We start from the raw sequence: 22,293 nt of genomic DNA on the forward strand, positions 1-22,293 counted from the left end.
CTTATGTGTCATACCATTTTTCATGATGTCTTGCTCAGTAGAGGTATCTGCTACCACAAATTTACTTGATTCTTTATCCCATACATACCATTTGTCAGGTGTGTGTCCTGCAACAAAGTAGCGAGCTTCATCACGATATGATTGAGAAATGTCATTGACGAACACATCATCTAAAGAACCGTAAACACGCTTAGGATTGAGTAGTTTAATGAATTGAGGTTGTGGGATAGCTTTCATCTCAAGTACTCTTTGAGCAGTCTCAGGGGCTTCATCCGTCCATGTCACAACTTCAAAGTCACCTTCTAGTTCGTCAATAGGCGACCAATTAGCTTCTAAGATTAAATCTGCTTCATTTACGGCTTCATCATCTGTGTAATAAAGAACCTCAACACTATCACCAAATTCTTCGTAGATGTCGAATGGCTCAGTAGTTGTCGATACAATAATATCGTCTGTAGACTCTGTATAAGCCACTACAGTAGGTAATTCACCGATGTAGTCATACACTGAATAAGGGTCAACACCTGTCTCTACAGCGATTAGGGAAGTGTCTGAGTCTGTGTAGTAGATTGCTTGAGGATTATCACCTAGTAAATCCTGTGCTTTGAAATCCTTTTTATTTAATACAACAGATGTAAATTGTTTATCTTCAAAATCAGACCACATAGCCACTGATTTATCTCCTGATAGTTCTTTCCATTGATTCTCTTTGATATGGTTAAGATTGTTCATTCCATATTCAATGAAGTTTTCTTCTGTTGGTGTAGTTGATTGCCAATTAGTACCATTGTGGTATTTGTAATCTGAGTTGTGTTGAACTAAGTATTTATCAGGAATAGGGGAGATTACTCTATCGTAGATTTCAATTTGGTCTAGTTGACAATCCAAATGCATGTCGTTGTGATAAACTCTTCTGCAAAGTTCAAAATCATAGTCTTGTACAAGGTCAAATGGCTGAGATAGTGAATTACTATAAACTGGGTTATTAAATGAATCTAAATAGTATTTAACTCTGCCATCTTTCATTATTTCCACCATAATATCGTGCCATAGATTATCACATATATTACTACCAATACCGAAACTTTCTAGAATCACCCCTTTGGAGTTTGAACAGTAAATATACGGTTGACCTGTTCCGCTAAGTATTCCTAGTCTAAATCCATTGTAATTTGCTCCTCTTAAATTACCCATTATAGCTCGATTTGTAGAAGGTATTTGTGGTATTTTTATCTTAAATCTTATTGTAATATTATTATTTATGTTTATTAAATCAGGTTTAAATGAAACATACTGATTAGTACCATTAAAACTCATTGCGTATTCTTTACCATTCCAACCTGTTACACGAGTAGGGGTGTTATATATAGTTCCAGTGTAACCACCAATAGAATCCATAACATTTCCACTAGGTTCATCAAAACCAATAAATGCTTTACCATATTTACTTAAATTATCTTTACTATTAGCCATTGTATTGACCTCCAATATTTTTCCATATTAAAAGGACAACTAGTTTAATAGTTGTCCTCAATCATGGCTGTTTTAAAATTACTACCAATAGGAATAGTAAACATTCTACCTTTTCCTAATACTGATTTATTATTAGTCACAATTTCATATTCAGTTGTAAGTTTAGTAAAATCAATAGGTGGTCTATCGACTGCTAAGTCAATCTCTTTTACTATTCCACTTTGAGCTAACATCATATATTCTGCTGTGTTAGGAATCTCTTTTACACGAGCTGTTTCAGGGGATAAAACAAGATTTTTATTGTCTGAGGTTTTAACTACTAAACGTTTTTGAGTGAAGTCAGAAGGGGAGAGAGCTTTATTGTAGATTTGAAAATCATCTAGTTGACCATTAAAATAGTCTGTTGCAATTAAAGTACTAGCAATATTACCTAATCTCATATTAATACCTGATTGCTCATTAGATGTTAATAATCCATGAAATTTTTCTTTATCATTTACATACATTCTTATATTGCTACCTATTGTTGCACCATCAAAAGTTATCATAATATCATACCATTTATTTAAGTCTATCGCTTCAATAAAGTTATGGACAGAACCTACAGAGTGTCTTATAGATAATTGAAGGAGATTATCAGTAAGAGTTATACTTAAATCTCCTACAGTAGTACTAGAAGAAGTACAAATAATTCTACTAGTTGTTTTATTCTGTCTGTTTAACATTTTAAACCTAATGGTTTTTGCACCCAGTGGAAGAATGGGGCTATTAAAAGTAACATACTGATTGACTCCATTAAAATCCATAGCAGAGCCTTCACCATTCCAACCTTCAACTCTAGTTGCGCCTGTAACTGTGCCTGTATAGCCATTACCTAGCTTGTCTGTAACATTCCCACTTACTTCATCAAAACCAAACCATGCGACACCACGATGTGCCATTAGTTGCTCTGTTGTTGCCATATTATTTCACCTCTCTTAATCCAAATTTAATATCTGCAAGCGAAGCATTGTTATTTGTTCCATCTAATACACTTAAAACTGTTATTTTATAGTATCTACTATTAGAGTGAGTTAAAGGCAATGTTAATTCAGTAGATGGTTTCCAACTAGTGACAGAGAATTTACCTAGTGTAGACCAATTACTATCATTATTAGAACTTTCAACGATAAAATCTTTTGGTGTTTGTTGAGAGAGGTATTTTTCAGCTCTAGGTACTATAGATACAGTGTTTATTTCTCTATTTTCACCATAATCTAATTTAATCCATGAGTTGATTGCCTGACCTGTGGCAGAAGCCCATATCATACCACCATCACTTTCAGCATTTCCATCGAAAGCTAGACATGCACTGTATCCACGGTATTCACTACTAGCACTAGCTACCAATGGAGAAGGGGTATTATTAGAGGTCATGTTTGTTTCATACCAAGTAGTTACTATACTTTTATTCTCTAAAAATTCCTTGATATTCAATGTATTGATTTTCCCAATATCATGTGTGAACACTTTTCCACTTACGTTAGCAACAGGTTTGTCATTTAAGAATCTATGTTTGCCAAAAGGTACATCTAATTGAATTTCCTTACCTTGTTCAATACCATGTAAAATCATGTTTTTAGCTGTGTTATCAGGAAGATGAATAAGAGTGTTATCTGATAGAGAGTAATGTTGATTTGTTGTTGGGTTTTTAACAATGACCCTTCTGTAATCTATCGCTCCAAACATAGCTTCACTAAGTTGAGTGACGCTACTATGACCATAATTAGATAATAAATAAATCTTATAAAATCTGTAGCTTAGTTCATTTGAATTTATATCTAAAGTGTCCCATATAGTGTCGCTAGCAATTTGAGGTAATGTAAAACTACCTACTACGTTAAAAACTATTCCATCATGAGAAGCTTCTATTCTAACATCTTTTGGTGTAGCAGTTGTATTGGTGTTCCCATTTTTTAATTTTAGCTTAGTGAATGGATAAGCCTTGCCGAAATCTATCATTACCCAACCATTGGAAGGTGAATTAGGTGACCATTGATTATTATTCAATATATTATCAAAAGCTTTCCATGCTTCATGACCAGCTCTTTCGTTATTGGTAGTAATAACATATGGAGAAGGATAGTTGTAGTTTGACATATTTGTTTCATGCCAAATTATATTGCTCATAATATCATTCCTTTCTTATTGTATTAAGAAGTCAAAATAAAAACTAGCACTATTTAAAACTAATGCTGAGTGGTTTTCTATCTAGTTTACTTGTCAGAAAACTATTGTTATTTTCTTGAAGAACATAATTTTTGTTCTTATAAACAACACTTGAATTATTAAATTCTTCTTGTCCATAACTAATAAAATTCTTCTTAGTTAAAAAAGGTAATTTAATAATATTATCTTTTTCATAGCTATATTGAATCTCTGCTATCGCACTTGCAACAGTGTTACCATTGTTAGATTCTATATCAATCCTGTAGTATCTATATGTTTTTTCATTATTAAAATGGTATTTCCTTGTTTCACCGTCAACCCAATTAATTTCATTTTTTATGGTTTTTAATGTATCAAAATTTGTGTTGTCATTTGTTCCTGATATTCTAAATTCTTTTATCATTGTATCTACTGCATTATCTTTAGCAGTAAGAGTTAGAGTGTTTGCTACAATCTCTTCACCAAAGTTAGTGTATATATATCCTGTAGCTGTACCATTATTCATTTGCCAAAAAGTATCTGACTTTCCATCGAAGGCTTTCCAAGCAGGGTAGGAAGAATTTTGGCTACTAGTGCCAACCGACAGAGGAGAAGGAGTAGTGTTAGAGGTCATTTGAAATTCAAATTGAGTGTTGATTGATTCTATTGAGTAAGTCTCGTCATTAGAGTGTAATAATATTTTATTGCTCAATGAATTTTCATAAACTAGTTTAAGTCTGAAACCAAGCGTTGTTGGATTAGTGAAATTTCCTGAAAATACTGCTCCATCTTTGTTATATACATAACCATATATTGAACTCCAAGCAGTTATACTTCTCGTTTGTGTCTGAGCATTGTTTACAAAAGCGTTACTAGACACGCCATTTGGAAGCGTAAAAGCGATATAAAGTCTCTTATTATTTTGAAAAACAGGGTCATTTTCTATATCAATGTCTAAATCAATAGTACCATTATTTGTAAAACTGCTAACATAGTGGTATTTTACAACTGTCTTCAAATCTTCTGAGACAAAGTACATATTCATTGATTTATTAACGGTGCTACTTAAATCTAATTGTATAGTTTTTACAGTGCAATTAGTAAAATCAAATAATTTATCATAAAGATACATGACTGAATAGTTCAACGTTCCTGTTCTTGTACCCCAGCCCCAATTGCTATCTTCTACTATAGTTGTTCCCATAGTGTTTTTCCTCACCTCAATTCTTTATTTGAAACTTATACTTAAAGGTTTTCTATCCAACTGTGTTGTCCACAACCCATCTGAATTTTTTGAAGCATCATCTTGTAAAATGTAGTTTTTATTAATTAGAATATAATCAAAATCTCTAATTGCATCTGCACCATATTCAATAAAGTTATCTGCACTAACACTAGGTATTTCTGTGAGCAATGATTTCTTATAGCCATATAGTATCTTACCAACACCAACATAACTGCCACTAGATTTGTTATCAACATTTAATCTGTAATATCTATATTCTCTTTCGTTATCAAACTTAAAATCTTTTTGTTCGTTAGCTTGTGTATATAGAATGTTATCAAAAACAGCTAGTGATTCAAAAGTAGTGCCATCATTGGAAGCTTGTATCTCTATTTTTTTGGGCGCTCTTATACGTGCATTAATGTCTGATTCATTTGTAGAAAATAAAGATAGAATGTTTACTTTTTTTAGTGTTCCATAGTCTATCTGAATCCACCCTTTTTGATAGGCGCTAGTCGACCAAAAAGCACCTGTAGGATTAGAACTAGCAAAAGCTCTCCAAGCAGGGTAGCTAGTTGAATAAATTGAACTAGCACTAGCAACAAAAGGCGCAGGAGCTGTATTAGAGGTCATTTTTGTCTCATATTTTGTGTAAAGAGATTCTAATGAGTAAGTTTTATTGTTTGATTGTAATAAATATCCTTCTTGAATAACATTATCTCCGTAAAAAGAAATATGAGGGATAATAAGAGGATATGAACGATTGTCGTAGTTCTGTATCATAATCTTTAGTTGACCATTCTTTACAGACTTATTGGTTGGAACTATTCTTGTGTTTTCTGACTTAGCCCAATCTACCCCTATCCTTTCAGCTATTTTTATTCAGCCACTATACACCTCAAAAACGTATGGTTGGTTGGCATAAGAGCCATCACCAACATAAACTTCTATATATTCTAAAACCATATCAAATCTTGTGTTGAATGATACATTTATCTCTAACCAAGATTTTGGAGGTAACATATTGAAGGTAGTATTAAAGAAATCAAGTGTACCTTTTTTGAATACGTTAGACAAATCTTGGTCAATGCTATTTGTCTCACTTTTTACATTTAAGAAATTCACCATATTCACTTCACCTCAATTCTTTAATTAAATCCTATACTCAATGGTTTTCTATCCAACTGCTTTGCCCATATATTATCTGAAATTTCAGAAACTTCAACTTGTAAAAGGTAGTTTTTATTAATCATTGTTTTATTTAGTTCTAATAATGATTGTTGACCATATTCAATATCTAATGTTGTAAGCTCTATTAACACATTACTATCTAAGCCAAATATTATTTGATTTATAGAGACCCTGTTATAAGTGTTAGGAGAATAAACTTCTAGAACATTGATTCTGTATACAGTATAATCACTCTTTTTAAAGTAAAACTCTTTCCATGTATTGGCTTCCCACGTGTTTACTGAAAACTCTTGTATAACATGATAGTTGCTACCATCATTTGAGCCAAGCACTTGAAATCTCTTTGGTGATTGATTTGCTTCATTAGAGCTTTTTATCCTCACTCTATTAAAGATATTTTTACTACCAAAATCTAGTTGTACCCATTGTGGAACGTTGTCTGCCATCCAATTATTTGTTGATTCACTAAATGCTCTCCATGCTTGATATGAAGAAGCATTTATATAAACACTACTTGCGCTCGACCTTAATGGAGCAGGGACAGTATCAGAGGTCATATATGTTTTGTATAAGGAATTATTTGATTCAATTGAATAAATCTTATTGTTTGATTTAAGAAGTATTTTTGAATAAGGAAGAAGCCCATAAGGTTTATATCCATTTGGAATAGGGTAATTGAATAATTGTTCCTCAAAGATTGCGGTCACTGTGATACTACTACTTGTGTCATTTGTTGTAAATGCAGGGTACACTTCTCCTAGTTCAGAAAGAGTCCTAAATGCTATACCTTGAGAGACACCATTTTTATAAAATTCAATAGTGCCATCATCTAGATTCAGTGCGATACCAATAGTATCGTTATTAGAATATGCTAATCCATATGACTGTGATGTATTGCCTTCAATTTTACTGCCATTTATTGCATAATATCTACTTAGTGTAGAGTTATGGGTACTTCCATACCCACTTTTTACTGATACAATTCCTACCATAGCATTTAATATAGAACCCATCTTTAGCTCAAAGTACCACTTCCCACTACTTTTAGGATAATTTGTCACAACAGTTTGGTCTGAATGTTTTATATAAGCTGTCAAGTCATTATTGCTAAATACTGTAGCGCTATGATTAATTTTTGCGCTATCCCATGTGACTTTATCAATATCTATCATTATTTCACCTCTATTCTTATACTTCTTATGTCAAAATACTTCTTTAAATCGAGTGTCTTACTAAATACTTTCCCTACATCACCATTTGAAATCTCACTTTTATTTGTCATTGGTAATGGTTCTAATTCTGTTACTTTTCGGTCAAGTAGGGGAGATAGATTGTCCATTCCTTCTGATATAAATAAATCTTCATTAGGTAAAGCATCAGAAACAACTTTCCAATGAGATTTTTTTTCAGGTTCATATGGAGATAGTAGTTTTTTAGGTGGATGAAACATTATCTCACTTATTATTACTGCATCTGAATTAGGAGAATAAGTTCTTGTAATGTTTAATCTATAGGCTTTATAGGAAACTGATTCATTTAGTTCGAATCTCTTCCATATATTCATTTGATAAGATACATTGACTCTTGTATCAACTACTGTCCAGTTACCATCTTCACCATTTGTTGTGTCATTAGAACCCTCTAAAGTGAAATCTCTAGGGTCTGCACTACTTCTTACTTCGCCATATAAAGAATAAGCTCCAATCTCTTTACCTTCATTAAATACTATAGACAAAAATCCTTTTGGACTTACACTTGTTCTAACTATATTACTGTTTGAAGCATAGTCGAAAGCATTGAACGCAGAGCCAACTCTAGTGTTAACGCTACCACCACCATATGACATATAAGCAATCTGATTAGCAGAATTGTTAGATGTCATTTTCTGAACTATATTAACTGAATCATCAGACCACACTTCTTGCTTCTCAGGAGAAAGTGGAACGCACTTTTTATACTCACCATCATGTAAAATAAGTGTTTTATTTATCGGTTTCTTTTGATTTACATACCCTAGTTTAACTTCTGTTAAACCTGTGTAAGCACCACCATTATTCGCTAGTATTTCTATTCTGTAATATAAATATGGTGTGTTATTATTAAACTCTTGTTCTGATATGTTCTCTATTGGTCTGTTAAAACTTGCTATCTTTTTAAATGTTGCACCATCATTAGAGCCATGAATAGCCATTTGAGTTGGAAATAAGGTAGCACCACTTTGAGACATATCTATTCGAATTAAATTTATTATTCTCAATTGGTCTAGCTTAATAGTTATATGACCAGTCTTTGTACCATTTGATGTAAGCCATCTAGCATTGCCACCATCGTTAACTAACAGCCCATCAAATGCTTTCCAACCATCATAGGCAGAGCTGAACATGCTACTAGCACTCACAACAAAAGGAGAAGGGGTGTTAGCAGATGTCATTTTAATATCATACCAAATTTTTTCGTTCACTTATCTCACCTCAGTTCTAATACTTCTTATGTCAAAATACTTTTTTAAATCTATTTGCTTACTAAACACCTTACCAATTTCATCATTTTCTAAAACATCATTTCTCTGTACCATTTGGAGTGGTTCTAGTTCTGCTACCTCTCTGTCTAATAGGGGAGAGATGGTGTTCATTCCTTTTTCAAGGAATAGTGTTGAAGTAGGAATAGTGTTAGATATTGTTGACCAATAAGCAGGAATATATGGCTCATATTTTTGAATTAACTTTACGCTTTTAAGTCCTATTTCACCACTTTCTCCACCATTTAGATGTATTTCATATTTTGAAAAAGCTTCTGTATTGTTAAACTTAAATTCTTTTATGAAACTATTTGAGAAAGTAATACTATCAGAACTACACAGTTCAACACTCTCTCCATTATCTCTTACACCATAGAAAATAATATCCCTAACATAGTAAAAATTTAATATAATACTATCTATAATAGGCTTTATTTTTTTTAGTTCCATAGTAAATATGATACTAGTTGTTCCTGAGCGATTTACAGTTCTTGCCTCTCTGTTAGAATCATCAAAAGCTACATAAGTAGGGTTGTACATAGTCCTGTTAGTATACACCTTCATTAAGTCATTTTCATTGGTGTCAACCATCTTTGGTAAGATATTTATGCTTTCTTTGGCAGGCTTCTTTGGATTTAGTTTCTTATATTCACCATCATGTAAAATAAAAGTTTTATCTATAGTAAAATCACTAGGAGTAAGAACTTTGTTATACACTTGAAAATCATCTATTTGACCAGTGAAATATTGTCTATATGTTGTTAATTTACAGCCTCCCATAACAAGGTTCTGAGTGGCGAAGTTTACACTGGTTTCATTCGCTGTTGACTTTTGAGAACCAACTAACATATCATCAACATAAAGTTTCGCCTCTTGATTTATATTTCCATTCCAAGTAAACATGACTTTATGCCATTGGTTGTCATTGTATGTCTCAGTAGACCTTATATCAAAAGCATATGTAGCCCCTGCACCAGTTGATGTAAAACGCCTCATAAGAAGTTTTCCTTCTTTTATACCTAAATTATAGCCAGTCTGATTTACTGTGTTTGTTGCATAATTTTCAAAAATATACATATTATTGAGAGATGACGTTTTGAATCTTAGAACAATAGTTTTCTCACCATATGTCATTAAGCTGTTGTTAAAAGTTACTAAAGAACTACCATTGAAGTCAATAGCATTCCCTTCACCATTCCATCCAGTTACACGAGTTGCATTAGATAATGTTCCAATATATGGGCTTCCTTTTGAATCTGTAGCGTTTCCTGACACTTCATTAAATTGATACCAATACAATCCATACTTATCCATAGCTATCTGTGTTTTTATATTCTCTAATAAAATATTGTTAATCACTTATTTCACCACGTTCAATTCATCAATCTTCACCCAATCATCACGAGTGATTTTTTGCCTGTGTAAACTTCCTGTGTCTGACCAAATTTTATCTAATGTCATGTCATATTGATAGTCACGTTTAAGGCTTAGTGATGTTGTATCATCCTCATAAAAATCTAGCTCTCCAAAAGTTGTGTAACTTGAATTACCATTGTTTGCAGACCAATTAATTCTATAAGCATTATATTTATTTTTTATTTGTATGCTATATATTTTATCGGTGTCTCCTGTCGTCCAAATTTGGTTAGCTTGTGTGTCTAAATTTACCCAAGTACCGTTAATACCATTTGTAGTATCATTACTTCCTTGAAGAACCCAGTTCTTAGGCATGGAGTTTAAATAGGTTGCGCTTCCACTATGACTTCTGAGCCTGTATTTAGTAATTCTTACTTCACTTTTGAAATAAAATCCTAAAAAACCACTTATAATATTAGTTGATGAACTATAATAGCCTGAATCAGAGAAAGCTTTCCAAGGTGAATATGAAGCGCTATATTCACTAGAAGCAAAAGCAAAACCAAGTGGGGAAGATGTATTTGATGTTAAAGTGGGCATTAAAGCGCTACCATCACGTACCACCTTTTCTTCAACATACTTGTTTTTCTCAAAATCACTTTTTGCTATAATAAATTCATCTGTCACAAACCCTGCAAACAAATCTATTCGCACTTGAATGTATTGTTTAGTCTCAGATTGAATTGCTCCATCTTCCGCAATAGCAATCCATTCAGACCAATTTATACCATTGTCAGAAACTCTTGTTAGTACAGCGAATGAACTTGCGCCATTTAATTTATTGTCTGTGAAAACTTTTTCAAACTCTTGGAAAATATCTCCTAAGTCAATTGCATCAGAAGTCCAAGTGCCTTGTTCTATATAAACAGGATTTCCTTGTCCATCGACATCAACATCGACTAGTCGTAGATAGCCTGTTGTTTTGTCAATCATGGTTTTATCATGTGTTCCTGAGACACCGATGGATAAGCCTATTTCTTTCTTCTCTGTATTACCACCTATTGTAGCCATATGAGCATCTCCCTTCCTTAGTGAACTATATTCTCTTCTTGTCTGTCGCCTTTGTCAATAGACTCTATACCACCAATAAAGGTAATGAAACTACCACTTACATTTGTGAATGAGCTATCTAAGAACAACACCAATAGTTTAGTGTTTTTAGGGGCTTTGATTTCTCCAATTCTAGCGTCTAATCCTTTGCTTACTAGATTGTCTCTTAGTTTTTCTAGTGAGTAATTTCCTACATCTACTGTGTATGCTTTCTCACTTGAAGACTCAAATAAAGAAAGATTATTGTTTGTTGTTGTTATTTCTAATGAATCGTTTTTATCAGGTAGATTAAGCCAAAATCTTTTCATATGAGCATTTTCCTTTCTTAGTGACTAATTTGATAACCCAATTTAATTGACCTGCTCTATGGCCTCTAAAGGGCCATAGAAGCGTTCTATTTCAATCTCACTTGACTTGAATACCAAATGACCATTCATAGACTTGTTAGAAGTTAATTTGACTTCAATAAAAGCACTTTCATCAAAAGGAATTGAAACTACAGGTTGGAAGAATAGTTGAGTATCTTCTTTCGTGTAAGTTGTTTTGTAGCCAAAATTAATTGACTTAATATTTGATTGCTGAATACCTTGAACGTTGCTGTAATCAGCGTAAGCTTCTTTGTATGTGATAAGGTCTTTGTTTTCAAAGTTTGTTGTTAAATGATATGTTTTGCCAACTTCATCATCAATGTACTCAATCTCAATTCTTCTACCATTTATGTTAAAAGAACCATCGGACATTTCGAAGAATAACTTCATCCCTTGACCGAACAAACCAAAACGTATGACCTGATTTTTCTGAATTAAATAGAAATCATTGCTCTTATGCGTGAGTAGGTCATACTCAGCATAGTTTTTGCCGTTTGCGTAATCAGCGTTCCAGTTAAAGGGAATACTGATTGCTTGAAAATTTTCTGAATTTGTGAATAACATTTTTATCAATCTCCTTCATTGCATTGAAGTTTTCTTTAAAAAATACATAAAAAATAGGGTAGGGGAGAAAGCCCCTTACCCAGTAAAATCAATGTTTTATCTCTTGAATATAATTATGTCACTTTTACATGTAACGGTAAGAAACACGTTGCACTAACGAGTTTTTACCTGCTGACGCTGTGGCAATTTAACAACTGAATTGTTTTTATCTTTAATTCCACTTCTCCCAAACTATCTACACGAACATTAAACCAACAGTCTATAACCTCAACAATGTTTCCTATTATGTTTCTGTCACCACCAATGCGGTCATTAGTTGGGAATGTTACTTCCAAGTGGTTCTGTCAAATAAACAAAAAAATTCTCCTTAACAGAAGCGTTAAGGAGATCTTTAAATTTCAATTAATTTATGCTTTTATATCTGAGCCAACCCAAAGAATTTTTCAAGTCTTTCATCTTTTGAAAATATTGTTTAGCGGAAGCATATGTGCCTATGTGGAAGTAGAACTTATCTGCTCTCACAATAATATCAAAAGAACCGTTAGCGTCAGGTGTTGAACCTAATTCAGATTTTAGTCGAATGAAGAATGGCATTTCTTTGTTGTTTTTTAGCACACCAATTAGTCTTAAATCAGGCTGAGGTGTGAAAGGAGATCGGTTTGTACTAAACTCACAGGTCAATCCTAACATACTTGTTTAAATTCTCTTTACTATTAGCCATTGTATTGACCTCCAGTATTTTTCCATATTAAAAGGACAACTAGTTTAATAGTTGTCCTCAATCATTGCAGTTTTAAAATCATTGCTGATAGGAATAGTAAACATTCTGCCTTTACCTAGTGGTGTTTTGTTATTAGTCACAATCTCATATTCAGTTGTGGTTTTAGTAAAATCAATAGGTGGTGTTTTAACTGATGAATCAATCTCTTTTATAACTCCACCTTGAGCTAACATCATATATTCTGCTGTGTTTGGAATCTCTTTTACACGAGTTGTGTTAGGGGATAAAACAAGGTTTTTATTGTCTGTTGTTTTAACTAATAAACGTTTTTGTGTGAAGTCAGAAGGGGAGAGAGCTTTGTTGTAGATTTGTAAATCATCTAATTGCCCATTAAGATATTGATTAGCATTATTGATAGATGTTCGCCCTATTACAAGATTATTAGTATGACTAGTAACTAATTGGTCTAAGAATCCAATAGATGATATACTATCATTAATATAAATATGGCAAACCTGTTTTGAAAAATTGACTGAAACCATAATATCATACCATCTATCAGTCTCTAATTTCTTATCAGAGAATACTGGGTTTGATGTGTTATTAACCCTTACTACTACCTTTCCATTATTGATAGGGTCAGTACCTCTTATAGCTATATCAATACCGTTACCTGTTGTAGTCCATCCTTGCGTTGAAAAAACATTGTATTGCTGAGAAAAGTCTCCTCTTACTTTAATTTTGAATCTGACGGTTAATTCGCCTGTTGGCGGTTTAAAATTAGTAGTAATATATTGATTGCTACCGTTAAAATCCATTGCGTGACCTTCATCATTCCAACCACTAACTCTAGTAGCTCCTGTAACTGTGCCTGTATAGCCATTACCTAGCTTGTCTACAACGTTTCCACTTGCTTCATCAAATCCAAACCATGCGACACCATAATGTTCCATTAATTGCTCTGTTGTTGCCATTTACTTCACCTCTCTTTTATATCCAAATTTAACTTCGCACCATGACGCTACGTTACTACCGTTTGTTGTATGGTTTACTATTCTGAAATATCTATAGCTACCATATTTTAGATTGAATATATATGTTGTTATTCCTTGCCAATCATCTTTACTAAAGCTGCCTAGTTCTGCCCATTGTGTGTCATCATTTGAGCCTTCTATAGTAAAGGTCTTTGGCATTTGGTCAATATTTTCAATTCTACGAGCTGTTAGAGCTATACGGTTCACTTTCTTCTCTGTTCCAAAATCTAGTTTTAACCATGACTCTAGGTGTTGACCAGATGCAGAAGCCCACGTGTTATATGATGAACTATCTACTGTGTTACCATCAAAAGCTTTAGATGCCCCATATATACTTGAGTTAACACTACTAGCACTCGCAACAAGTGGGGCAGGAGCAGTATCAGAAGTCATGTTTGTGTTGTACCAAGTATAGATAGACTCAAATTTCTTTTTCTCTCCAATCTCTATGATGTTCAAAGTATTAACCTTACCAATGTCATGTGTAAACACTTTACCACTCACATTAGCAACAGGTGTGTCATTAAAGTGTCTATGTTTATCAAATGGTATATCTAATTGAATCTCTTTACCTTGTTCAATACCATGTAAAATCATGTTCTTATCTGAGCTATCTAGAAGGTGAATTAGGGTGTTTTCTGATAGGGAATATATCTTATCACAATCGCTAGGATTTTTAAGTGCTAGTTTCTTGATGTATTTCTTAAATTGCTTCAATTCTCCATTTGAATCTATATCTATACAGTCAAATGCGAAATACTTCGAATGATTATTTTTTATTTGTACATTATGCTCTTCATTTGATAGAGAGCTTTTCTCAAAAACTAAAGATTGAAAAACCATAATAGAGCTTTGTGCTACTGGGTTTATGATATGCTCTCGTCCATCTATAAAAATACTAACACTAGTAGAATCAGAAGAACTTCCCGAAACTCCTATAATTCTCTATTTATTTCCTGTGAAATTGAAAGCTATCATACCGTTTTCGTTTAAAAGAGTTCTATTTGATTTATAATAATTAGAGTTTGCTCCATAAGTATAACTACCTGAGTAAGTAAATAAAATATCGTTGCCATTATATCTTTTCCAACCGTTCTCAGGAGCAGTTAAGGCTTGTCCAATTGTTGCCATTAAAAATTATTCTTTTCTTATTGTATTAAGAAGTCAAAAAAACTCAGCATTATTATAAATAGTTTAAAACTATTTAAAACTAATAGTGAGCGGTTTTTTATCTAATTGAGTTGCCCAAAGACCTTCCTCGTTTTTTGATACATGGTTTTGTAAAATATATATTTCATTAAATATTGGTCTACTTATGTTTGTTAATGAAGTATAACCATAATCAACAAAAATTTGTTGAGATATAGTTGGTAATGAATATAACAAGTTTAAGTTGTATCCAAATAGAATCTCTCCTATGCTAACATAGGTTGCTCCATTGCTACTAAGGGCTTCCAGTCTGTAATATTGATAAGCTGTCATATTAAAAAAAGTAAATTCCCTTGTTTCTGCTATGCCCCAATTTGTTTGATCACTAAATTTTCCTAGTTTGACAAAATTCGTACCATCGTTAGAAGCTAGTATATTAAAGTCTTTAGGTGTTCCTTTTGTAACCTCAGCGGTAGTTCCTGAACTTGTTAATCTTATTCTATTTACAATTTTTTTAGAGTCATATTTTATTTGAACCCACCCTGTCGCAATATTGTTTGTACACCAATAGTCATATTGGTTTGTATTTATTGTCCCGTTAAAAGCTTTCCAAGCAGAATAATTAGAATTATATTCACTACTTGCACTAGCAACGAATGGGGAAGGTACAGTGTTAGATGTCATTTTTGTTTCATATATAGTATTGGTTGATTTAATAGAATATATCTTATTGTTAGATTTTAACAAAAAATTGTCGTAATAAGTTAGATTTGGTGTTTGAATAGAGTAGACTTGGTTTTCTACATACGTTGAAGTATTGTGCATTTCTTGTAGTAATATGCTATCATCTTCACCTATAGCTACAACTTCAACTGAGTTTTGTTTTCTATCTGTGCCATTAGCACAATATGGAACAAAGTCAATTTTACTTATAGCTATAGGAGTATTAAAGGATATTTTTATAGTATCTGCGGAGTTACTTAGCCAATAATTAATGCTTGGATAATTAGTAACAATTGATTTATCAGTATCAAATGGAGAATCTACATAATAATAAGTACCCCAACTATTTGTAGTATTTACCGTTCCTGTTATGTCAGTTCCTTTAATATAGAATACATTTGATGTTGCGCTATTTTTTGTAGAAAATTGTATAGGATAAATGTTTCCTTCTCTATCATAGAATCTAACACCTCCTATAGTGTAATAAGAGCTTGCTTTAGTACACTTGAAGGATATTTGTTTTACCGCCATTACTTCACCTCAATTCTCTAATTAAAACCTATACTTAAAGGTTTTCTATCTAATTTTGTTGCTCGTGTTTCTTCTGAATTTTCCGAAACTTTGCGTTGTAAAAGGTAGTTTTTAATTGGTATAGGCTCATTTAGTTTTAATAGCTCTATTTGACCATATTTAATAAAGTTATCTTGTGAACTTTTAGGTAAGCCAATCATAGTGTTGCCTTTATATCCAAATTGTAATTGTCCAATAGCACTATAACTACTATATCCATCATTAGAAATTATTAATAATCTATAAATGCGATATTTTTTAGCATTTTTAAATGTAAACATACGAGTTTCATTTAATGCCCACTTTGTTTGTCCTGTGATATTTGCTATCTTGTCAAAAACTATACCATCATTTGATGCAGTTATTGTGAAATCTTTTGGGCAAGCATTTGCTGTACTTCCAGACCTGGAAGTAAGTTTTATTTGATTACAGTATTTAGGGGAACCGAAATCCAGTTGAACCCAACCTGCTATTGAGCCACCAACTGTTACCCAACAATCATTACTATCATTATTTGTTCCATTAAATGCTTTCCAAGCAGGGAAAGTGGCACTCCAAATGCTACTAGCACTAGCTACCAAAGGAGAAGGGGTATCATTAGAGGTCATTTTAAGATTGTGCCAAGTGTCAGTTAATTTTAGTGAATATGTCTTATTTTTAGATTTAAACAGAGATTTTTCTAACCGAAGTTTCTCAGAGCCATCAAAAGTGTAAACTTCTCCTTTAGCCACACCTAAAATATCACTATGTTTTGTTTTAAATGTTTTTGCATTATAGTTGAGGGTAAAATATTGTGTGCCTCCACCTGAAGAACTTCCGACTATACCTAATCTAAAATCTTTAATCGTGTTTCCTTGTGAATCAATTAAGTTAATCCAACTAGAAAATTCTCCACCATCTTTGTTCCAACTGAACTTTCCAACTGTACCTGTTAAGTCAAGGAGAATACCATATGTTGCACCGGCAACTGCTGAGCCAATTGGATATAGGGCATTAGTGAACTTTCCGTAGCTAATCCAACTTTGATTAAGAGGGGTTGCAACACCTATATGTTTATAACTCACTGTGTTTTCAGAAAGAATTTCACAATAAAATATACCATCTCCTAGTCTTCTAAGCCCATTGGTAGTGACCCCTCCAAGGTTAGAAACGCCTGTTCTTAAACTTCCGTTGCTCCAATTCCCATCTATTGTAATTACCATTTATTTCACCTCTACTTTAATACTTCTTATATCCATATTATTTATATCCCATATAACTCTATCATTCATTACCTCACCTCACCTCACCTCACCTCAGTTCTGATAGTTCTAATATCGAAATGTTTTCTTAAGTCAATTGGCTTGCTGAACACTTTTCCAACTTCTCCTGACACTAAGATGTCATTTTTAAGTGTCATTTCAGTAGGTTCTAATTCTGTTACCTCTCTGTCAAATAGGGGTGTTAGGGATATACCATGTTCTAAAAATTGGGTAGAGCTAGGGAGAGTGTTAGAAAATGATACTATTCTTTTCGGGAGGTATTCAGATAAAATAGTAGTGTTTGAATAAGTTCCATCACCGGCATACTTACTTTTATCTTTACACACTGTACCAAATGTTTCGTCTTGTGGATACCATGCTACTAAATTATCAGACATACTATCTTTTTCAGAGAGTTGATACATGTTTGTTGATATTTGTAATTCTGTTCTAGCAACATCCCAAATTCTTGAATCTTTTATTTCTCCTTTAAAATACTCTATATAACCCGAAGTAACAGCAGGGTTAGCTCCTATTGAGAATATAGCAGATGTGTTTGAAACTTCTCCACTATATTTTAGCTCACTCACCTTAACACCATTTATATAAAATAGTATGGTGTTGCCATCAAATGTCGTTGCTATATGCGACCATTGGTTTAATGGAAGCTCGTTTCCATAGCAATATCTATAAGCACCATTTAAATAAAATCTTGAATAAGCTTTTCCATTTAGAAGACCTATAGAGTGTCCTCCATTTTCAACGTTTGACATAATATCTTGATATGAGCTAGAAATTACATATGGTTTAACCCAAGTTTCTAATGTCACTACGTTATATTTGTGAACTTTTGTTGTTCTCATATAAGAACTTGTACCATTGTAGAACACTGAGTTAACTTCTTCTCGTTTAACTTTTTTGTACTCTCCTTCATGATAAATAAAAGACTTATCAGGAACGAAATATGTTTTGAGTTCTATTTCTCTGATATAGGTTGGGTATGTTCCTCCACCTGTTTGATTGTTTTTCCCTCTGATTGTTAACTTATCGTTTTTCCTTATTGTTAACATTGGTAGTGGAGAGTCTACATTATCATTAAAAGTTCCTATATATTTACCATTCAATAGTATTTCTTTATTAATAAAACCATAGTTGGTTCTAATCACCTTAATGCCATCAATATACAATTTTCCTTCTAGACCACTAAAAATAATGTCTATATTAATTTGTGCAAGGTTGCCATAATACATATAGGTAGATTCGGTTCCATCAAATACTTCTGGGTTACCACTAAGTATTTTTCTTCTATCGCCTTTTCCACCCCAATGGTCATAGCTTGTCACAATGTCCATTTACAACACCTCAATTCTGTCAATTCTTTGCCATTGGTTACGAGTAATTTTCATTCTGTGCAAACTTCCTTCATCTGACCATTTGATATCCATTTTCATATCATATGAGTAATCACGTTTGAGCTTTAGTGAAGTTGTTCCATCCTCGTAAAAGTCTAGTTCTCCAATGCCTGAATAAGTTACATTACCATTATTTTCAGACCACTTAATTCTGTAGGCATGATATTTAGTTTTATTTGATAATACATATACTTTTTCTGTGCTTACTGTAGTCCATATTTGATTAGTCTGTTTATCTAAGTCTTTCCAATTACCATTAACACCATCTGTAGTATCATTGCTCCCTTGAAGAGCCCAATTCTTAGGCATATAATTGATTTGACCACTAGCACTAGGGCTTGTAAGTTTGTATTTAGTTATTCTTTTTTTACTGTTAAAATTGAATCCTAAAGATCCACTTGTTTGACCTGCAATAGTGCAAAAGTAAGTTGCTGTACTTTTATCAAAAGCGTGCCAATTACTATAACTTGCACTGAAAAATCCTGAGGAAAAGGGGAATCCTTCTGTGGAAGATGTGTTTGATGTTAATTTGGGTACTATATAGCTACCTGCTTTTACTTCATTTTCTTCAAGAAACTCGTTGATATTAAAATCGCTTTTAGCTATAAGAAAAACATCAGACACAAACCCTGCTAATAAGTCTATTCTCATCTGAATATATTGTTTAGTTTCAGACTGAATTGTTCCATCTTCCGCAATAGCAACCCAATCAGACCAATCATAATTATTTGAAGAAACTCTTGTTAATACAGTGAATGAGCTTGCTCCATTTACTGTGCTGTCTGAGAATACTTTCTCAAAGTCTTGAAAAATATCGCCTAAGTCAATAACATCAGAAGTCCAAGAACCTTGTTCTACATAGATAGGTCTTCCATCACCATCTACATCTATATCAACTAACTCTAAAAAACCTGTGTCTTTGTTAATTTTAGTTTTATCATGTGTTCCTGAGACACCGATAGATAAGCCTATTTCTTTCTTCTCTGTATTTCCGCCTATAAGAGCCATAATTACATTTTCCTTTCTTAGTATTAAGTATGGATTATATTACCTTCTTGTCTATCTCCTGTATCAATAGATTCAATACCACCAATAAAGGTAACAAAATTACCACTTACGTTTGTGAATGAGCCTTCTGAAAACAACACAATTAATTTTGTGTTTTTAGGAGATTTAATCTCTCCCATTTTGGCATTTAAGCCTTTGCTAACAAGGTTGTCTATTAATTTTTCAAGTGAGTATTTTCCTATGTCTATTGTGTAGACTTTCTCATTGGAAGACTCAAATAAAGATAACTTGTTATTAGTGGTAGTTATTTCTAAGGAATCATTTTTATCAGGTAGATGTAACCAAAATCTTTTCATAGAGATTTTCCTTTCTTAGTTAACTAATGATTACCAAATTCATTTGACCTGCTCTATGGGCTTCTAAAGGGGCATAGAAGCGTTCTATTTCTATCCCTCTTGATTTGAATTCCAAATGACCATTCATTGATTTGTTAGAAGTTATTTTAACTTCAATAAAAGCACTCTCATTAAAGGGAAGTGAAACAACAGGCTGAAAGAATAATAAGAATAATTGAGTATCATCTTTCGTTTAAGTTGTCTTGTAACCAAAGTTAATTGACTTTAAATTAGATTTTTGTAGCCCTTGTACATTATTGAAATCTGTAAAGGTTTCTTTATATGTGATAAGGTCTTTGATTTCAAAGTGTTTGTTGTTAAATGATATGTTTTTCCATCTTCATCATCAATGTACTCAATTTCAATTCTTCTACCATTTAAGTTAAAGGAACCATCGGACATTGCGAAGAATAGTTTCATCCCTTGACCGAACAAATCAAAACATATGACCTGAATTTTCTGTATTAAATAGAAATCGCTTTTCTTATGCGTAAGTAGGTTGTACTAAGCAAAAGTTTTTACCATTTGCATAATTAGCGTCCCAGTTATAGGGAATACTGATTGCTTGATTGTTTCCTGAATTTGTGAATAACATTTTTATCAATCTCCTTCTTTGTATTGAAGTATTCTAGAAAAACATAAAAAATAGGGTAGGGGAGAAAGCCCCTTACCCTATAAAATCAATGTTTTATCCTTTTGATACAATTATATAACTTTTGTGTGTAATAATATGAGACAAGTTGCATTAACAGTTTTTTTACCTGCTGACGCCGTGGCAATTTAACAACTGACTTGTTTTTATCTTTAACAGCTTCAATATTTCCTGTTATGTTTCTATCACCACCATTGCGGTCACCAGTTGCGAATGTTACTTCCAAGTGGTTCTGTCAAATAAACAAAAAAATTCTCCTTAACAAAAACGCTAAGGAGATGTTTAAAATTTAATTAATTTATGCTTTTTACTGAGCCAACCCAAAGAACTTTCAAGTCTTTCATCTTTTGTTTAGCGGAAGCTTCGTTTGCATATGTGCATGTTTAGAAGTAGAACTTATCTTTGTCTTCTTTGATTGTGATGTAATCAATGTTGGCAAGTTTGTTTTGCGTAACCTTTTGTGATTAGGCTTTATCTGCTCTCACGATAATATCAAAAGAACCGTTTGCGTCAGGTGTTGCGCCTAATTCAGATTTTAGTCGAATGAAGAATGGTATTTCTTCGTTGTTTTTTAGCACACCACTTAGTCTTAAATCAGGCTGAGGTGTAAAAGGAGATTGGCTTGTACTAAATTCACAAGTCATTCCTGTCGGGAAGTTTGCTGTATTAGCATACAAATGAATATCTTTAACATCATATCCATATTGGTTTTTCAGTACAATCTCATGTTCAAGTGTAGTTTGACCTGCAATAATGATACCAAAATCAAGGTATTGTAGAACCTCACCGATTTCATTAGAGAAGTATTGACCATATATATCTTTGAACATAAGACCTGAATATGTTCCCATGAATTGCCTTGACCAATAATCAGTAGTACCAAAAGAGTCTTGGAACTCTACTTTAAGCGTATTCCAATCATCAATCTTAATATCTTTACTACCAATTGCTAGTTCGATATTCTGAGGTGATGCACCAAGTTTTGTAAAGCTTCCATCGGAAGGGTAGTAGTTTCCACCGTTTAATAGAACACGATATTGAACACGAGTTAAATCATCATCACTTAGAATACCTTTAAGGACATTCCCATTAAATTCAATATCAATCTTTGCAGTAGTGTTTATGATATTTAAACTTGTGTTCTTAATAGTTGAAGTATCACGAGGTAAGTAGTCTTCAAAAGAAACTGTTTCAACAATTGTTTTGATTGTGTCACGAGGGTTATCTACTAAGAACATACCAATATTAATATATTCATCTTTCCATGTGCGCCATTGCTTATCGGTTAAATTGTTTAAGTCCTTATGTGTCATACCATTTTTCATGATGTCTTGCTCAGTAGAGGTATCTGCTACCACAAATTTACTTGATTCTTTATCCCATACATACCATTTGT

The 22,293-nt window shown here is 32.9% G+C and carries 22 protein-coding genes; all 22 read right to left on the reverse strand.

Going from position 1 to position 22,293, the window contains the following annotated elements:
* Positions 1–1,473: LamG-like jellyroll fold domain-containing protein (locus ACQKN4_RS24310; protein WP_427485087.1), on the reverse strand; the 1,473-nt coding region annotated here is incomplete at its 3' end.
* A gap of 44 nt (positions 1,474–1,517) precedes the next feature.
* A complete protein-coding gene (locus ACQKN4_RS24315; protein WP_427485088.1) occupies positions 1,518–2,435 on the reverse strand; it encodes a LamG domain-containing protein in 918 nt (305 codons plus the stop codon).
* Between the two features lies 1 nt (position 2,436).
* Positions 2,437–3,642, reverse strand: a complete 1,206-nt coding sequence (locus tag ACQKN4_RS24320) for a discoidin domain-containing protein (RefSeq protein ID WP_427485089.1) — start codon at positions 3,640–3,642, stop codon at positions 2,437–2,439.
* 49 nt (positions 3,643–3,691) lie between these two features.
* Positions 3,692–4,864 (reverse strand): discoidin domain-containing protein, encoded by a 1,173-nt coding sequence (locus ACQKN4_RS24325; RefSeq protein WP_427485090.1) that lies wholly within the window; start codon positions 4,862–4,864, stop codon positions 3,692–3,694.
* A 24-nt stretch (positions 4,865–4,888) separates the two neighbouring features.
* Positions 4,889–5,668 (reverse strand): discoidin domain-containing protein, encoded by a 780-nt coding sequence (locus tag ACQKN4_RS24330; RefSeq protein ID WP_427485091.1) that lies wholly within the window; start codon positions 5,666–5,668, stop codon positions 4,889–4,891.
* Between the two features lie 99 nt (positions 5,669–5,767).
* Positions 5,768–6,013 carry a hypothetical protein gene (locus tag ACQKN4_RS24335; RefSeq protein WP_427485092.1) on the reverse strand — a complete coding sequence of 82 codons (246 nt, stop codon included), beginning with the start codon at positions 6,011–6,013 and terminating at the stop codon, positions 5,768–5,770.
* Positions 6,014–6,033: 20 nt separating this feature from the next.
* Positions 6,034–7,248, reverse strand: coding sequence for an SPRY domain-containing protein (locus tag ACQKN4_RS24340; protein WP_427485093.1), 1,215 nt, complete (start codon positions 7,246–7,248; stop codon positions 6,034–6,036).
* The gene (locus ACQKN4_RS24345; RefSeq protein WP_427485094.1) at positions 7,248–8,537 is read right to left on the reverse strand and encodes a discoidin domain-containing protein; all 1,290 of its coding nucleotides are present in this window, start codon (positions 8,535–8,537) and stop codon (positions 7,248–7,250) included. Before ACQKN4_RS24345 ends, ACQKN4_RS24340 begins: the two co-directional genes overlap by 1 nt.
* Complete coding sequence (locus ACQKN4_RS24350) at positions 8,538–9,953, reverse strand: LamG domain-containing protein (protein WP_427485095.1); 1,416 nt, start codon at positions 9,951–9,953, stop codon at positions 8,538–8,540.
* Positions 9,954–11,021, reverse strand: a complete 1,068-nt coding sequence (locus ACQKN4_RS24355) for a hypothetical protein (protein WP_427485096.1) — start codon at positions 11,019–11,021, stop codon at positions 9,954–9,956.
* A 17-nt stretch (positions 11,022–11,038) separates the two neighbouring features.
* On the reverse strand, positions 11,039–11,368 hold the full coding sequence (locus ACQKN4_RS24360) for a hypothetical protein (protein WP_427485097.1): 330 nt from the start codon (positions 11,366–11,368) through the stop codon (positions 11,039–11,041).
* Between the two features lie 42 nt (positions 11,369–11,410).
* Positions 11,411–11,992, reverse strand: a complete 582-nt coding sequence (locus ACQKN4_RS24365) for a hypothetical protein (RefSeq protein ID WP_427485098.1) — start codon at positions 11,990–11,992, stop codon at positions 11,411–11,413.
* 402 nt (positions 11,993–12,394) lie between these two features.
* Entirely contained in the window at positions 12,395–12,682 is a 288-nt protein-coding gene (locus ACQKN4_RS24370) for a hypothetical protein (RefSeq protein ID WP_427485099.1), read from the reverse strand.
* A 75-nt stretch (positions 12,683–12,757) separates the two neighbouring features.
* Complete coding sequence (locus ACQKN4_RS24375; protein WP_427485100.1) at positions 12,758–13,687, reverse strand: LamG domain-containing protein; 930 nt, start codon at positions 13,685–13,687, stop codon at positions 12,758–12,760.
* Positions 13,688–14,590, reverse strand: a complete 903-nt coding sequence (locus ACQKN4_RS24380) for a discoidin domain-containing protein (protein ID WP_427485101.1) — start codon at positions 14,588–14,590, stop codon at positions 13,688–13,690.
* A 102-nt stretch (positions 14,591–14,692) separates the two neighbouring features.
* The gene (locus tag ACQKN4_RS24385) at positions 14,693–14,878 is read right to left on the reverse strand and encodes a hypothetical protein (RefSeq protein WP_427485102.1); all 186 of its coding nucleotides are present in this window, start codon (positions 14,876–14,878) and stop codon (positions 14,693–14,695) included.
* Positions 14,879–14,947: 69 nt separating this feature from the next.
* The gene (locus ACQKN4_RS24390) at positions 14,948–16,150 is read right to left on the reverse strand and encodes a discoidin domain-containing protein (RefSeq protein WP_427485103.1); all 1,203 of its coding nucleotides are present in this window, start codon (positions 16,148–16,150) and stop codon (positions 14,948–14,950) included.
* A 17-nt stretch (positions 16,151–16,167) separates the two neighbouring features.
* Positions 16,168–17,391, reverse strand: a complete 1,224-nt coding sequence (locus tag ACQKN4_RS24395; RefSeq protein WP_427485104.1) for a discoidin domain-containing protein — start codon at positions 17,389–17,391, stop codon at positions 16,168–16,170.
* A gap of 83 nt (positions 17,392–17,474) precedes the next feature.
* Positions 17,475–18,782 carry a LamG domain-containing protein gene (locus tag ACQKN4_RS24400; protein ID WP_427485105.1) on the reverse strand — a complete coding sequence of 436 codons (1,308 nt, stop codon included), beginning with the start codon at positions 18,780–18,782 and terminating at the stop codon, positions 17,475–17,477.
* Complete coding sequence (locus ACQKN4_RS24405) at positions 18,783–19,850, reverse strand: hypothetical protein (RefSeq protein WP_427485106.1); 1,068 nt, start codon at positions 19,848–19,850, stop codon at positions 18,783–18,785.
* 23 nt (positions 19,851–19,873) lie between these two features.
* Positions 19,874–20,206 carry a hypothetical protein gene (locus ACQKN4_RS24410; RefSeq protein ID WP_427485107.1) on the reverse strand — a complete coding sequence of 111 codons (333 nt, stop codon included), beginning with the start codon at positions 20,204–20,206 and terminating at the stop codon, positions 19,874–19,876.
* Between the two features lie 1,155 nt (positions 20,207–21,361).
* On the reverse strand, positions 21,362–22,293 hold a 932-nt coding region (locus ACQKN4_RS24415), incomplete at its 5' end, for a hypothetical protein (RefSeq protein ID WP_427485108.1).

The sequence above is a fragment of the Lysinibacillus sp. NPDC093692 genome (assembly GCF_050280125.1).
Taxonomy (GTDB): domain Bacteria; phylum Bacillota; class Bacilli; order Bacillales_A; family Planococcaceae; genus Lysinibacillus.